The sequence below is a fragment of the Bacillus marinisedimentorum genome (genome assembly GCF_001644195.2).
Taxonomy (GTDB): Bacteria; Bacillota; Bacilli; order Bacillales; family Bacillaceae_O; genus Bacillus_BL; species Bacillus_BL marinisedimentorum.
The window spans coordinates 34,241-47,504 of sequence record NZ_LWBL02000011.1 but is presented as its reverse complement, the minus strand read 5'-3'; the positions used below and the strand labels follow the sequence as shown (position 1 = coordinate 47,504).

Annotated in this window: 18 protein-coding genes; 8 read left to right on the top strand and 10 right to left on the bottom strand. The window is 48.3% G+C overall.

Going from position 1 to position 13,264, the window contains the following annotated elements; all coding sequences use genetic code 11:
- Nucleotides 1–25 precede the first annotated feature (25 nt).
- Nucleotides 26–2,362, bottom strand: a complete 2,337-nt coding sequence (locus A4U59_RS03215; RefSeq protein WP_070119716.1) for a UvrD-helicase domain-containing protein — start codon at nt 2,360–2,362, stop codon at nt 26–28.
- A 223-nt stretch (nt 2,363–2,585) separates the two neighbouring features.
- Between A4U59_RS03215 and A4U59_RS03210 the strand changes: the two genes are divergently transcribed.
- Nucleotides 2,586–2,852: a hypothetical protein gene (locus A4U59_RS03210; RefSeq protein WP_070119715.1), complete on the top strand. Its 267-nt coding sequence runs from the start codon at nt 2,586–2,588 to the stop codon at nt 2,850–2,852.
- Nucleotides 2,853–3,120: 268 nt separating this feature from the next.
- Nucleotides 3,121–4,017 carry an MBL fold metallo-hydrolase gene (locus A4U59_RS03205; RefSeq protein ID WP_070119714.1) on the top strand — a complete coding sequence of 299 codons (897 nt, stop codon included), beginning with the start codon at nt 3,121–3,123 and terminating at the stop codon, nt 4,015–4,017.
- A 58-nt stretch (nt 4,018–4,075) separates the two neighbouring features.
- On the opposite strand, the gene A4U59_RS03200 is transcribed toward A4U59_RS03205, so the two are convergent.
- The 5 genes from A4U59_RS03200 to A4U59_RS03180 all read right to left on the bottom strand — a co-directional run bounded on the left by A4U59_RS03200 (nt 4,076) and on the right by A4U59_RS03180 (nt 7,641).
- A complete protein-coding gene (locus A4U59_RS03200; RefSeq protein ID WP_070119713.1) occupies nt 4,076–4,753 on the bottom strand; it encodes a DUF421 domain-containing protein in 678 nt (225 codons plus the stop codon).
- Nucleotides 4,754–4,934: 181 nt separating this feature from the next.
- Nucleotides 4,935–5,711: a hypothetical protein gene (locus A4U59_RS03195; RefSeq protein WP_070119712.1), complete on the bottom strand. Its 777-nt coding sequence runs from the start codon at nt 5,709–5,711 to the stop codon at nt 4,935–4,937.
- Between the two features lie 155 nt (nt 5,712–5,866).
- Nucleotides 5,867–6,292, bottom strand: a complete 426-nt coding sequence (locus A4U59_RS03190) for a GNAT family N-acetyltransferase (protein ID WP_070119711.1) — start codon at nt 6,290–6,292, stop codon at nt 5,867–5,869.
- A gap of 3 nt (nt 6,293–6,295) precedes the next feature.
- Nucleotides 6,296–6,811 carry a YjcG family protein gene (locus A4U59_RS03185; RefSeq protein WP_070119786.1) on the bottom strand — a complete coding sequence of 172 codons (516 nt, stop codon included), beginning with the start codon at nt 6,809–6,811 and terminating at the stop codon, nt 6,296–6,298.
- Between the two features lie 95 nt (nt 6,812–6,906).
- On the bottom strand, nt 6,907–7,641 hold the full coding sequence (locus A4U59_RS03180; RefSeq protein WP_070119710.1) for an alpha/beta hydrolase: 735 nt from the start codon (nt 7,639–7,641) through the stop codon (nt 6,907–6,909).
- Nucleotides 7,642–7,804: 163 nt separating this feature from the next.
- Here A4U59_RS03180 and A4U59_RS03175 point away from each other — a divergent pair, with 163 nt between their 5' ends.
- The 6 genes from A4U59_RS03175 (at nt 7,805) to A4U59_RS03155 (ending at nt 10,467) form a co-directional block, all read left to right on the top strand.
- Nucleotides 7,805–8,377: a phosphatidylglycerophosphatase A family protein gene (locus A4U59_RS03175; protein WP_070119709.1), complete on the top strand. Its 573-nt coding sequence runs from the start codon at nt 7,805–7,807 to the stop codon at nt 8,375–8,377.
- Between the two features lie 77 nt (nt 8,378–8,454).
- Entirely contained in the window at nt 8,455–8,601 is a 147-nt protein-coding gene (locus tag A4U59_RS21255; RefSeq protein ID WP_157888125.1) for a hypothetical protein, read from the top strand.
- A gap of 67 nt (nt 8,602–8,668) precedes the next feature.
- On the top strand, nt 8,669–8,947 hold the full coding sequence (locus A4U59_RS21620; RefSeq protein WP_169823898.1) for a hypothetical protein: 279 nt from the start codon (nt 8,669–8,671) through the stop codon (nt 8,945–8,947).
- A gap of 478 nt (nt 8,948–9,425) precedes the next feature.
- A complete protein-coding gene (locus A4U59_RS03165; RefSeq protein WP_070119707.1) occupies nt 9,426–9,839 on the top strand; it encodes a hypothetical protein in 414 nt (137 codons plus the stop codon).
- 25 nt (nt 9,840–9,864) lie between these two features.
- On the top strand, nt 9,865–10,098 hold the full coding sequence (locus A4U59_RS03160) for a hypothetical protein (RefSeq protein ID WP_070119706.1): 234 nt from the start codon (nt 9,865–9,867) through the stop codon (nt 10,096–10,098).
- Nucleotides 10,099–10,176: 78 nt separating this feature from the next.
- Nucleotides 10,177–10,467, top strand: a complete 291-nt coding sequence (locus A4U59_RS03155) for a hypothetical protein (protein ID WP_083270630.1) — start codon at nt 10,177–10,179, stop codon at nt 10,465–10,467.
- Between the two features lie 176 nt (nt 10,468–10,643).
- On the opposite strand, the gene A4U59_RS03150 is transcribed toward A4U59_RS03155, so the two are convergent.
- The 4 genes from A4U59_RS03150 to A4U59_RS03135 form a co-directional block, all read right to left on the bottom strand.
- Nucleotides 10,644–11,390, bottom strand: a complete 747-nt coding sequence (locus A4U59_RS03150) for a hypothetical protein (RefSeq protein WP_070119704.1) — start codon at nt 11,388–11,390, stop codon at nt 10,644–10,646.
- 1 nt (nt 11,391) lies between these two features.
- Entirely contained in the window at nt 11,392–12,096 is a 705-nt protein-coding gene (locus A4U59_RS03145; RefSeq protein WP_070119703.1) for a hypothetical protein, read from the bottom strand.
- Nucleotides 12,097–12,202: 106 nt separating this feature from the next.
- Entirely contained in the window at nt 12,203–12,454 is a 252-nt protein-coding gene (locus A4U59_RS03140; RefSeq protein ID WP_070119702.1) for a YkoF family thiamine/hydroxymethylpyrimidine-binding protein, read from the bottom strand.
- Complete coding sequence (locus A4U59_RS03135) at nt 12,451–13,143, bottom strand: class I SAM-dependent methyltransferase (protein WP_070119701.1); 693 nt, start codon at nt 13,141–13,143, stop codon at nt 12,451–12,453. Before A4U59_RS03135 ends, A4U59_RS03140 begins: the two co-directional genes overlap by 4 nt.
- Between the last annotated feature and the right edge of the window lie 121 nt (nt 13,144–13,264).

Here is a 13,264-nt window from a genome sequence, read left to right as displayed (position 1 = left end):
CGACGCAATAGCCAGGCATTTCAATTCATTTCTTCACAACTGTCCCGCGCAGCAGGTGTTTCAAGAATCGCGATGGGTTGGCGGCTTTGCCGCGGCGCCTTTCAGGGATGGAGAGGGTAAGCGATTCTTTGGCTCGGGTCATGGCGACGTAGAGGAGGCGGCGTTCTTCTTCGAGGGCGATGTCATCGCCGTTGCGCCATGATTCGAGGGCATGGTCATGCGGAAGGCCTCCTTCTGCTGCCCCTAGAATATATACATGTTCGTATTCAAGGCCTTTGGAACGGTGGATGGTGGATAACTGTATGGCGTCTTCAAATTGTTTGCTGAGCTTTTTCATTTCGTCGTTCATCGCTGTCATGTGGTCAGCGTGAGCAAGCAAATCGGCAATCGCCGGGAACTTTTTGGCAACGACCTTCAAATCGCGGATATCATCGGATCCTTTTTCAATCGTATTGCCTTCATTCCCGCTTTTCTTTATGAAATCCTGAAACCCCATCTCCTGCTCGATCATGCTGATGGCGGCTACTGGTGCAAGGGTCTTCAATTTGGAAAACAGCGGAATGATTTTCTTCAGTTTCTTTTTCTGAAACGGATGGATGCTGTCAAGCTCCTGCAGTGCATCGAGCATGGAACAATCCTCCAATATGCTCGAAGCCTTCAAGTCACGAAGGGCGGAACGCTTGATGAACAGCGCCATCAATAGATCACTCATCGCCTTGCTGTCATCAGGATTCAGACTCAGCCGCATATACGCAAGCATTGTCCGCACCATCCTCCGCTCATAAAATGATTCCGCATCCCTATCCACTACAAAAGGAAGATTGGACTGGGCAAGCCGCTCGAACATTGCGCGCGAGGCGGAATGCGTCCGGTAGAGAATCGCGAATTCACTTGGCCGTACTCCGTTTTGAATCTTTTCTTTCATATCCGTCACAATCATTGTAGCCTCTTCCTCTTCATCATGAGGATAAAATGCGACTGGAGGCATTTGGTTGTCATATCGGGCTTGCATCCGTTTGTCTTTACGGTTCTTATTCAAACAGATGACTTCATTGGCAGCGGAAACGACAGGGTGAGCAGACCGGTAATTCTGATCGAGCGTCACGGTGCGTGTGTTGGCGAAATCACGCGGGAAATTCAGGATATACGCCGGCTCGCTGCCGCGGAAGCCGTAAATCGATTGATCATCATCGCCGACTGCACATACATTGCCTGTATGGCTGGATAGAAGTTTGATGATATCATATTGGATCCTGTTAATATCCTGAAATTCATCAATAAGGAAATACTGAAACCGCTGCTGATACTTTTCAAGCAGTTCCTTATTTTCAGACAACAGCTCATAGCACCCGGAGAGCATATCATCAAAATCAAACCAGCCTTTTTGTTTTTTCGCCTCCTCATACCGTTTGTATAAAAAAGCCGCCCGTTCTTCCCACTGATCATCCGGCTTTATGTCCGCCGGAAGCATCCGGGAATTTTTCCAGTACCCGATTTGCTGGAGCGCTGCATCAAATGCGAATTCCTTCTCATCAAGATCAAGTTCACGACCGGCTTCTTTGATGATTTTTTCACGCTGCCATTCCCACTTCAGCAAGTTGCAAGACTGCCATTTTTCGGATTCATGATGGGCAAGGATTTTATAAAAGATGCTGTGGAACGTACCTGCGACTAAAGAGCGGAGGGAGGATTGCGAAAGGCCGGGGTAACCGGCAATCCGCTTCTTCATTTCTTTGGATGCCTTCGCGGTAAAGGTGACAAGCATGATGGAAGCAGGGTTGATTGCCTTCTCGCAAATCATATATGCCGTCCTTGCCGTTAGGACCCTTGTTTTGCCGCTCCCGGCCCCGGCGAACACAAGGAGCGGGCCTTCTGTATGTGAAACCGCCTCCCATTGCTCTTCATCAAGGAACACACCATGCTCCGTTAAAAGCTGGAAATAATGGTCGGCAACAACTGCAGGCGATACATCAGGCTTACGGTACGGAGGAAGCCCTGTCAGCGGCTTTGAAGGCTTCCACACCGTTTTGGCAGAATCACTCGCGGTCTGACCGATTGCCCGTGATTTCGGAAGCGAGAAGCCGCCGGAAGATGGTGTTTTTGTTTCGGCAGCTTCCGGCTCCTTACGATTTTCAAACGGTTCCGAATCATCTATTTCGGCTGTACAAAGGTGATTCTGTTCCACATTGCCCGGATGATAAAAATGCGGCTCACGGGTAATGCCGAGGTGGAGACGCACTTCTTTTCCGCAGACAGGGCATGACAGTCCGCCCCTCATGCTTTCTTCGTGGATGGACTGATAATCTTCACGGGGAATTGTATGTAAATGAATAATTGAATAGTTCCGTTTTGCCGTTTTCATGGACGGCACCTCCTCAAAAAACGCGGCCAAGAAGCGAATAATATGGTAAGGCGTGCACCATCACTGACGGTAGAATGCTGAATAGCCCTTTTTCGGTGAAACGACAAGTTTAATCTTATCAAATCATAAGTTATCGTAACAGGTATTTTTTGATAAAAAGAGGGTTGAATCTGGCTGGAAAAGGGTAAATAAGTAATTAGTAGGAAATGAGGAGGCGGGGGAAATGGGTTACATCTTACCAATCAATCATGACCAATATACGCAATATGCGAACCGCACAACTGCAACCAGGCAGACTGCCTTAACAGTATCTCCTGTGTACCGGGCGACGCTCGATACAAAGCTTTTGAACTATGGACAGAACAACCTGGAACGACATAAACCTGTCGAATTTTTATATGATAAAACAAAAGTGAAAAAATCAAAGAAATTCAATGAGATTTTGTCAGAGTTAACAGGAAAAGGATATAAAATAAACGAATCGATTTAAAAGGGCCCCTATTGAACGGGGCCTTTTTGATTGTTAAGGAAATGATAAAATTTAAGCGCAGTGGATAAAAAGCCAGAAGAGAATCGTCCAGCTCCAGGCGCCAGCGGCTATCGTCATAAGCGGTGATCCCCTCCGGGAGAAAAGAGCACTTCCCTGCGGGACCCCCCGCTTATGCGTACGCCGCTAAGCGGGCGCCTTGCGCTTTTGGTCTTGCCAAAAAACCGAAGTATGAAACTTATGCAGCCATACAAAAGGGGGAGGGACTCCGATGGAGATGATCCAGATTTCAGAACGGTGTTTTTATTTTAACGGGGCGGTAAACATCGGGTACATGACGGACGGTGAATCGGGATTGATGATTGATGCGGGCCTCGATAAATCGGCGGCGAAAAAAGTGAAGCGGAAGCTGGGTGAGAAGGGGATGCCGCTCACTGATTTGTTCATTACCCATGCGCATGCCGACCATTACGGCGGCGCACAGGAGCTGGTAAAGGGCGGAGGTGTGACGGTTTATGCACCGGCCCTTGAGGAGGCGGTGCTTCGTTACCCTATCCTTGAGCCGTATTATTTGTTCCAGGGGAACGAACCGCCCGCTGAACTGCGTAATAAGTTTCTGGAAGGACCGCCGCTGACGGCGGATGCAGTCGTTGAAGAGGGGGAGTGCCGGATCGGCCCGTTTGCTGTTGAGCTGGTGGAGTTAGGTGGCCATAGTATGTACCAGCTCGGCCTGCTCGCAGATGGGGTGTTGTTTGCCGCTGATGGATACTTTGGCACTGACCAGCTGGCTAAACATAAAATTCCATACCTGATTGATGCGGGTAAAACGATTGCTTCACTGAATAAGCTTCTTGGAATGGAATGTGATGGGGCGGTGCCGGGGCATGGCCAGTTTGAAAAAGAATGGCAGAAAACCGTCCAGGCTAATCTTGATTATCATGAAAAAGTCCTTGCGAGCATGGTTTCGCTGCTTGAAAATGAAGGCGGGCTGCTGAGCCAGGAAGACCTCGTCCGGCTCATGTGCAAAACGTGGAATGTGCACCTGAACAACCTCGGCAGCTGGGCACTGTACCGCACCGCAGTCACCGCCTACGCTGAAGCCCTCATCGCCCGCTCAAAAGCGGAGTTTGTTGTGCACGATTACAAAATGTGCGTGAAACTGAAATAAACAGCAACAAAAAATGCCAGGCAATTGCGACGCAATTGCCTGGCATTATTCAAAAAGCTCACATCGTGATCACGTGAAGCGATTCGCCTTCCTTCCATTCGGCATAGAGGACGTCTTTGATCTCCCGGGCTCCGTGCACCTGGATTTGCCCCTGAAGCCAGTCCTTGTCGAATCCCGATTGTTCAAGATTGTCCCAGATGACTTCGCCGTCGGTTATGAGGGTAATTGGAAGAATCACTTTTTCTTCCGGCAGATTCATATCGCTGCGGGTCGGGTTGGCGAACGCGGATTTCTTCAGGACGTTGACGCTGCCGTCTGTTTCCAGGATGGCATATTCAACCTCCCGGAGTGAAAATACGTCTTTTGATCTCAGCAAATGCTGCAGCTGATTGATATCCAGCTGATTTTTCTTTAGTGCCTGCCGATCCAGTTTCCCATGGGAAATCAGGATGGAGGGCTGTCCTTCTAAAAATGAGCGGGCACGCTTGAATTTTTGTGTGATCAGTTCGGTTGAATAGATCAGCATTCCCCAGAGCACCACGGCAAATAAAACTTTCGTGATTTTTGTTTCGTTATCGTACAGAGCATTACCGACGAGTTCACCAAGTACGATAGCTGATACAAAGTCAAACGCTGTAATCTGAGAAATCTGGTTTTTCCCCAATAATTTCGTCAGGAAGAACAGGGCGATAAAACCGATAACCAGTTCAGTACCAATTTGTAAAAAATCATTCAAACTGATTCACCCGCCTCATGCATACTTACAGGATAGTATGGACATAAAAACGGCTGTTCATTCTAACAAAGACGTAAAGCGGCCCCTCAAAAATGACCGTCATCCAATCTGCAGCGTGCAGCATCCAAGCGGTAAGACAAAATGGTCAGTTCCGCTTATCCTGGGATGATTCGTGGTTATGTTACACAAGCCCCAGATCTGCCGCCTGCCCATTTTCAATCTTATACCGGTGGGCAAGGTAGCGATTGAACGGATACCGTTTCCCTTCATTTTTCCAGTCCACATAATGCTGAAGCAGCGGCTTGATGTTGCCGGCAGCGCATTCCTCAACAAGATAACGGACCGTCCTGGTGCTGCGCCAGTAATCGTACAATGTTCCAGCAGGACCGTTACCCGGCTCTTCCGCCTGTCCGAACGCCCGCAGTGCGTAATTGCCGAATAGCGGGCGATACGTACGGATCAGATCCTCTTCAACAGCCATGACGGCCTCAAAGCGCTCCTCATCGTACAGAAGCCGCCGCGGCAAGTAACAAGAGAGACCCTCAATGAACCAGGCGGCATCATCGGCTTCTTCCAAGGAATCAAGAAAACAGGCGAGATGGTGTGTATATTGATGGGCGGCAATGACCGCCATATCAACGGAACTCAGCGTTTTGTAAAAGAGCTCAACATTCAGCTGCCTGCACTCCGACGCTGCGTTCAAAAAAATGTCCTCCCATACATTCTCGACAGGACACACATGAATCAGATTCTTCGACGTATACGCGGGCAGCGGCGTGTTGGCAAACACTTCTGTCGCGGAAAGATAATCGTGAAACACGATTCCCTTCGGCGGGATGACCTCCCATATTTGATCTAAAACTTTTGCATACTTCAAAACAAACGGTTTTGCTGCCAGCCCCTTTTGAGACACATCTTCAATCATCTCAGGATCGGCAACCGAAAAAGCATGATTCATCAACTTCCCTCCTCCTATTCGACACTCGTTCGACAGGTGACAGGCACCTGTCGAACAGTCACTGTCACAGGCAAATAAAAAACGGCCGCTGTGAAAAGCGGCCGCTGCTTTTTGAATGAATTTATTGGGTTGCGAAATAGCCCGCATATCAGCGGTTATTTCAGTTTTTTCACCATCGTCACATGCGGAATGCCGGCGTCCATGAATAGACCGGAAACTGTTTCATAGCCGAGCTTGCCGTAGAAGGCTTCTGCATGTGTCTGGGCATTCAATTTTGCTGTTGAGGCGCCGAGTTCGGCGGCGTGCTGTTCAATCGCTTCCATGACTTGCTTCCCGAGTCCCGTTTTACGGTAGTCCGCGAGAACGCAAATCCGTTCGACTTTACCTGTATCCTCCAGGATCCGAAGCCGCCCGGCCGCAACTGGTTTGCTGGCGTCATAGGCCACAAAATGAACAGAATCCTCTTCATACTGGTCAATTTCTTCTTCAACAGGAACATTTTGCTCATCCACGAACACAATCTTCCGCACTTCAAAAGCGTCTTCAAGCTCGCTGTCTGTCTGAACCAATCTTACGTCCATTTCCTACTCGTCCTTCCCAAGCCGGAATGTTTCATAGACGGTCCATGAACCATTCTCCAGCTGATAAAGGAGCTGGAAGCGGTCAACAGTTTCTTCGTATTCGATATCCATCATTTTTGTCCTTCCGAGAACATCGGAATGTTCATCATCGGACAAATCCTGGGCAATGGTGATATGAGGAACGAACGAATAGCGCTGTTCCTGTTTTAAATTCCCTGAATAAAGCAGCTGATGCAGCTTTTCAAGCTCATCCTGCCGTTCGACTTTCAAATATATCGTATTATTAGCAGGATAAAATGTCCCCACTTTATACACATGCAAAGTGAAAGGATCGACCTGCTTTGCAATGCCGCCAATTTTCTGTACAAGCTCATCCAGATCGCTGTCATCTACCTCGAACGGTTCCTTCAGGGTAAGATGAGGCGGGATTAGCGAATAGTGGGAATCATAGCGTTTGCGATAAGAATTTGCGAGATCTTGCAGGGTCTTAGATGGAAAAATAGCTACACCATACTTCAATGACATGTCCGGTTCCCTCCTAAGCAGGATGCTGATATCATATAATTCTTACCATATTATATCAAAAATTCTTACAACTTCATACCTCGGCAAAATTAATAACGTTTCAGCATTACAGCAAGAGCCCGCTCAAGATCCGGCTGCCAGTATGTCCATGTATGGTCGCCGTCAAATTCATCATAAAAAAAGGTGAATCCTTTTGCTTTGAAAAGTTCATTCAGTTTCCGGTTCGGCCTAATAAAATCTTTCGTCTTCCCATTCGTCGTTTCGACCGCTGTTTCGTTTTTTCCTATAACATGATAAACCTCAAGCAGCTGCGTATGCTCAAACGACTCAACCGCTGACAGCACGTCATCTGTCACGTAAGGCGACTGCAGCAGCACCCGGCCGAACGTATGCGGATAGGAAAGCGCAGCGAGAAGGGATACCGTTCCCGCAAGTGAGTCACCGATAAGCGCCCGCCCGCCGCCCATCTGATAAGTTGGGAAAGCATGATCCAGGTAAGGGACAAGTTCATTCGCCAGAAAGCGGAGGTATGCCCTGTGTTTTTCCCCCTTCGGATGGTATTTGGCCCGCCTGTCTTCCACATCCCGGTAAGGAATACCGACAATGATTGTGTTTTCGATTTTTTGTTCATCCAACAGCCTGTCTGCAGTCCGGGCGATCCTGCCGAGCGTAAAGTAATCACGGCCGTCCTGTGCAATTAAAATGGTATATTTATATAACGGTGAAAAGTTGGGCGGGTAATAAACGAGCAATGTCACGTCTTCACCCAATATGTCACTGTACAGCATCTGTTCTTCGATTTTTCCTCTTTGAATATCTGCCATGTTACCGCCTCCATCCAATCAATCTGTATACTCTCTTCAATAATTGTAGCATAATTGGCCGGAGGCAATTGCCGTGAGTTTCTTCCAGTAAGGCTGAAAGATTAATAAGTGCTATAATAGGGAATACACCAAAAAGATACGTTGTTGAGAGGAGAGTTTGATTATGGGTAACTCAGATATAAAACGTGTGCACAGCAGGGACGTAGAAGCTGCGGCACGTGCGCTGATTGAAGAACGGGGGGTCACAATCAAGTCGATCGCTGAAATTGTCTATGATCTGCAAGCACCTTTTGCCGGTGATCAGATCGACCTGAGGGACTGCATCGAAAGTGTCGAAGCGGTCCTGCAAAAACGTGAAATCCAGCATGCCGTCCTTGTCGGCATCGAGCTTGATAAATTGGCAGAGCAGGGCAAACTGTCCGAGCCGCTGCAATCCATCGTCGCAGCTGATGAAGGCCTATTCGGCGTCGATGAAACCCTCGCGATCGGAGCAGTATTCGGCTATGGAAGCATCGCTGTCACTACATTCGGTTTTCTCGATAAGCAAAAGACCGGCGTCATCCATGAACTGGATACAGTACCGGAAAAGAATAAGATCCACACGTTTCTTGATGACCTCGTCGCAAGTATCGCATCAAATGCAGCGAGCCGGCTTGCCCACCTGCTGCGTGACAGGGAAGACGGATTCGGTGATGATGAAATCCAAAAACGTGACCATGAAGAGCGCTTAAGCTGATAAAATCTGACACACTCACTTCCGGCGCCCTGAAACATTCAAGGCTTCGGGGATGCCTATAAAAGAGGAGGATGACGATGCGCAGGCTGATTATGATTGCAAAAGGCGTCTATTCCGTCAGCCGGGTGCTGCGCGGCGGAAAAAGAGGCTATCGCGGAGGCTACATCAAAGGCGGTACGAAAGGCTATATTGCCAGAAAGATATTGAGAAGATTGCTTCGCTGAAAAACCTGTCCGGACATCGGGCGGGTTTTTTTACTAAGTAAGAAAGCATAAGTTTCATGCAAGGTCAATGTCCAGCTTAGGCACAGTGGCTATCGTCATAAGCGGGCGCCTTGCGCAATTCGAGATGTCCAGCTGCGAGCCAGGGTCTGTCGCCTTGCATGAAAAAAGGAGTTCCGGCGTGAAAGCCGGGCTGAACGGCGCGAAACAGCTGCTACGGCGTGAAAGTTGGCCTCTACGGCATGAAATATGGGCTATTGCGCATGAAACACTGATCGTTTGGCGTGAAAGAAACGGGATTCCGCGCGAAAGTGCACCCCCTGATTGCGGTTGTTCGCATACGGCGTGAAAGGCCGGGGATATGGCGCGAAGGAACAGTCATCTGGCGTGAAATACGAAGAAAAGGAATAGTCTTTTTATAAAATGAGACAAATCCGGATGGTTACCGGGCTTAAATGGTTGGAATGATCCTGTATATGAGTTAACAACCCGGTTTTGGCCGTCGGCTTTCTTGAAACGGTGGAAGAACGTGCAAATTTCCATCCCCGGGGTACTCAGGCTGTGTTGGTCTGGCATCGTATTGGGAATCGTCCGGCTCCAGGTGCCAGCGGCTATCGTCATGAGCGGCGATCCCCTCGGGGAGGAAAGCGAACCTCCCTGCGGGTACCCCGCTTATGCGTACACCGCCAAGCGGACGCCTTGCGCAATTGTATTCCCTTAAAAATACAGAAAATTGAAACTTTACACCAGGTTATCCCGTATAATAAAAGGTGAAGATAAAACTCGGAACTTCAGCTTGTGAATAAGGATGAAAGGAGACGGTTCATATGAAGCGCCTGATTTTATATGCCCTGTACGCAGCAGTAATGGGTGCGCTAGTTTATTGGGGGTTTAAGGTTCCCCTTGACTTACGGAACACTTTTTATGAAGGGGTTCCAATGGGACTGGTCCTCATCTACGCAACTCTGTTTCCAGTCATGATCGGCATGCTGTTCCGGCTGCCAACATTCATCCGTGATATCAAAGAAGGGAAAGAGTGGTCCATCAACTGGGCGAAACTGCTCGGCATCGGCTTGCCGGCACTGTATGTCTCACAGATGATGCATCTTTACTTTTCACTTCCTTTTGGAAGAATGCTTCCGTTTGGTGCTGCAATCGTGGGTAATTCGGACATTCCGCTGGCGCTCATTGCGGGGATTGCGCTGGGATATGTGATGCTTGACAGTTTGAAAGAGGCATAGTGTATCAAGTAAAGGTGGGAATGAAATGACGAAAGGGTTAGGACTGCAGCAATATGACGGACTCCATGTCATCGTGCTTATCATCTTATTCACCGCTCAATCCTATGCGGACTTTGCACCAATCCATTTTGTGCTTCTGTTTATCTTGTATATAGCTGCGGCTTCCTTAGTCATAGAAAAAGGGAGGAGCGACGTTTCCCTGTTAGTTGGCTTGCTAAGCACCATGATCTCGCTGTATTGGTGGCAGGGCCTGTCATGAAAGCGCTAAGAAGAGGGGGCGGATGGTATTAAAAAATGGTCAGCAATTGTCGGGATTGGAGCTGGACTGGCAACCATCATGTTATGGTTTATATTCAGTTTCGTTAATCCTTACGCCAGTGCGAGCGGACCCGAACCCGCTTTTAACACCTTTTTTATGCTCGTTCTCCCTGCCGCAATGGCGATTCGGGCGTCACTGTCTGTCAAAAAAAGTTTCATGTTAATCGCATTCCTGTGGTCACTTCCGCTGAGCCTGTATTTTGCACTCACACCAGGAATATTTGCCCTGTTTACCGTGACAAGTTCAGCATATTTGCTCAGCTTCCTGCTGATGGGCAAGGAAGAACGGCCGGAAGGCAAGGCTGGATGAAAAATCGGTAAATATGGTATTCATATAACCGGGAATCTACGGCAGCTTCCGTGAATTTTCCCCCTTTACGGTTTTGATGGACTTAAGTTTTTGCGGCTTTGGCATGGGAAGTGAAGGATAAAAAAGGGATGGAAGAATAAACGGAACCCCAGTCAGCGAAGGTTCCGTTTTTTTTTCTATTCATTGGATAATAATTCTTCTTCATTTAAAAAATGCATATATTCAAGCATTATATTTCCATTCGAATATCCTTTGCCATTAACAGAGTGGTCAGGAAAGGCCTGGTTTCCTTCGCTGTCATAGAGAATGGCACCCGTTCTCATCGTTTGTTCTGAAAAACCGAAGTTGAGGTATGTGTTCGGATATCGCGCCTCCTGAATATCTTTTGAAGGGTCAAGAAGCGAATTCCAGCTTTCCGGCATTTCCATTATGCCGTAAGACTTCGCGCTGACATCAGCCGCGGTTTCCAACTGCACTTTCGGTATGTAGATTTCTGACCGGGGCGAGATCGAATAGCTGTTGTCCCGAAGCAAATAAAAGGAAGCTTTGCTGATCTTGTCCTTTGGGTGAAAGTTCCAGACGGCATAAGAGGAGGAGTCGTCCCCGGGCTCCGGTGTCCAGATTTGCGGTTCCCCGGTTGTGTCGATCCGGACCGGTTTCCAGTCATGAAGTTTCCATTCCCAGTAGCTTGCACCATAATCGTCACCGCTGCTGATGAATGGCACAAACACATACCCGCTGTCCAGCTGAAGTGTATCCAGTATTTCTGTTGCATGGCCTGCAGGAAAGGTCTCATCCATCTTTTCCAGCAGCTGTGCTTCATCAGGTAAAGGAGCGGGAGGGGCAAAATAGAACATGTAGATGACTGCAACTGCTGCAAAAATTATTGCAATTCCAATTGTTGTTTTAACATTACGGGTCATTCTATTCTCCCCCCTCTAAAAATGAATCTGGTGAACGGAAATAGAACTGGTTTTCAGGCGTTTCCACGAGCAGGCCTTTGCCGTCTTTTTCTACATAGATGACAAGAGGAATGCCGCTTCCCCATTTAGGCGACGTGCCGGTCAATTGATACGGGAAGCGCTCGTTTTGCCGGTTCCAGCTTTCCTCATGCCATTCTATAGGCCGGACAGTCTCCCTTTTCATTTCCTTAACTTGCCCAAGGAGTGCTTCTTCATTTACGATTGCAGAATCCGCAGCTGGATAGAGCAAGGTAACCGATGCATGATCGGCATCTGCAATATAGGTGGATGCAGCGTCTTCCGGATAAACGAGGTTTTCAATCGGAGGGGCCGCCAGTGCCGCCGTCAGAAAAAGAAAATTGGCAAAAAATCCGCTCCAGGCAAAACGCCGGAACCTTTGCCAGCCTTCCCCGCGGCGATTGAAATAAAGAAAAACAAACCAGGCACCGAGCGGCAAAACCGGAACCTTAATGAACTGTCCATGCCATGGAAGAGTGATTGAAAAGGAAAAAATGCCGATGAGCGCAATCAGTGCAGCTTTCCACATTTTCGGCTTTTCTTCTTGTTTGCGATAAATTGAATAAATGGTAAAACCGAGAATCCCCCAAGCGGCCAGCTGAAGAATGGAAGCAACGATACTTCCCTCAAACCCGTAGTCAACTTGCATACCAAAAGCCCCCTAATATAATCTCTATATAAAGTGATACGAACCGGAAAGGGGAGAAGTTACAAAAAAATCCCTCCCGGCTATAGCCAGAAGGGAAGGGAAAGACTTACAAATCACATCCGCATTCATTGGAAAATGTGGTGTTCAGCACAATCTTCTCATCTTTTGCCGCTTCAAAAAGCGTCCGGACTGCTTTCCAGACAACATCATCCGGTCCTTTCACGACAGAACTCATACTGCCGACTTCAATTGTAAGGCCTTCTTCCTTCAGCGGCAAAATGTGTTCGACCGCACGGGAGACAACATCATCGTACGACTCGGTGCCGAGGGGGTAAAGAGACAGCTGGCATGAAATCATCGTTGCTCCTCCTTCACCCAGCGGACAGCAAAAAACCCGGCCCTGTCCGTCTGCATTTTCTGGTTCTTATATTCCGTTTCGGCCGCCTCTTCAGCATCAAATTCCTGGTGAGGCGGATAATATAACCCTTTTTTCAGCGTGTATTCCTGCGGAAGCAAATCCTTCACTTCCTCTTCCTTATAAAGGTGCGCTTTTGCAAACAGGCTGTCAGGATTGGCGGCAACACTTTGGCGGTACATCTCACCCCACGGGCTGTCGAGGGTCAGCAGGCCGATTACAAGGCGACCGCCGGGCTTCAGCACCCGCATCGCTTCCTTCAAAACGGTTGACGGATTATCCATGAATTCAACCGCTGTAACCGATGTGACCAGATCGAACGATTCATCTTCAAATGGAAGGGTTTCAGCATGCCCGAGGCGGAAATCAATCGAAAGGCCTCTAGCAAATGCCTTCTTCTTAGCGATCTTCGTCATTTCATCCGACTGGTCCAGCGCTGTCACATCCAGGCCTCTTTCCGCCAGCCAAATTGAATAATTTCCGGTTCCGGAACCGATGTCAAGCGCACGTTCGTCCTCTTTCGGATCGGCGAGATCTTTGATCAGAACCTTCTCCACATCATCGGCATATTGCCCGAGCGGTGTCGTGTACCATGCATCATATTCATTCGCATATGCATCAAAATGTGCCATTGAACCCCTTCTTTCCCTGCAATTATGTCTGCTGAATACTATCACTAATCATCATAACATGAACCTATTCCTAATATTCACCAGATAACGAAAAAAGCCTGCCGATGAAGACAGACTTTAC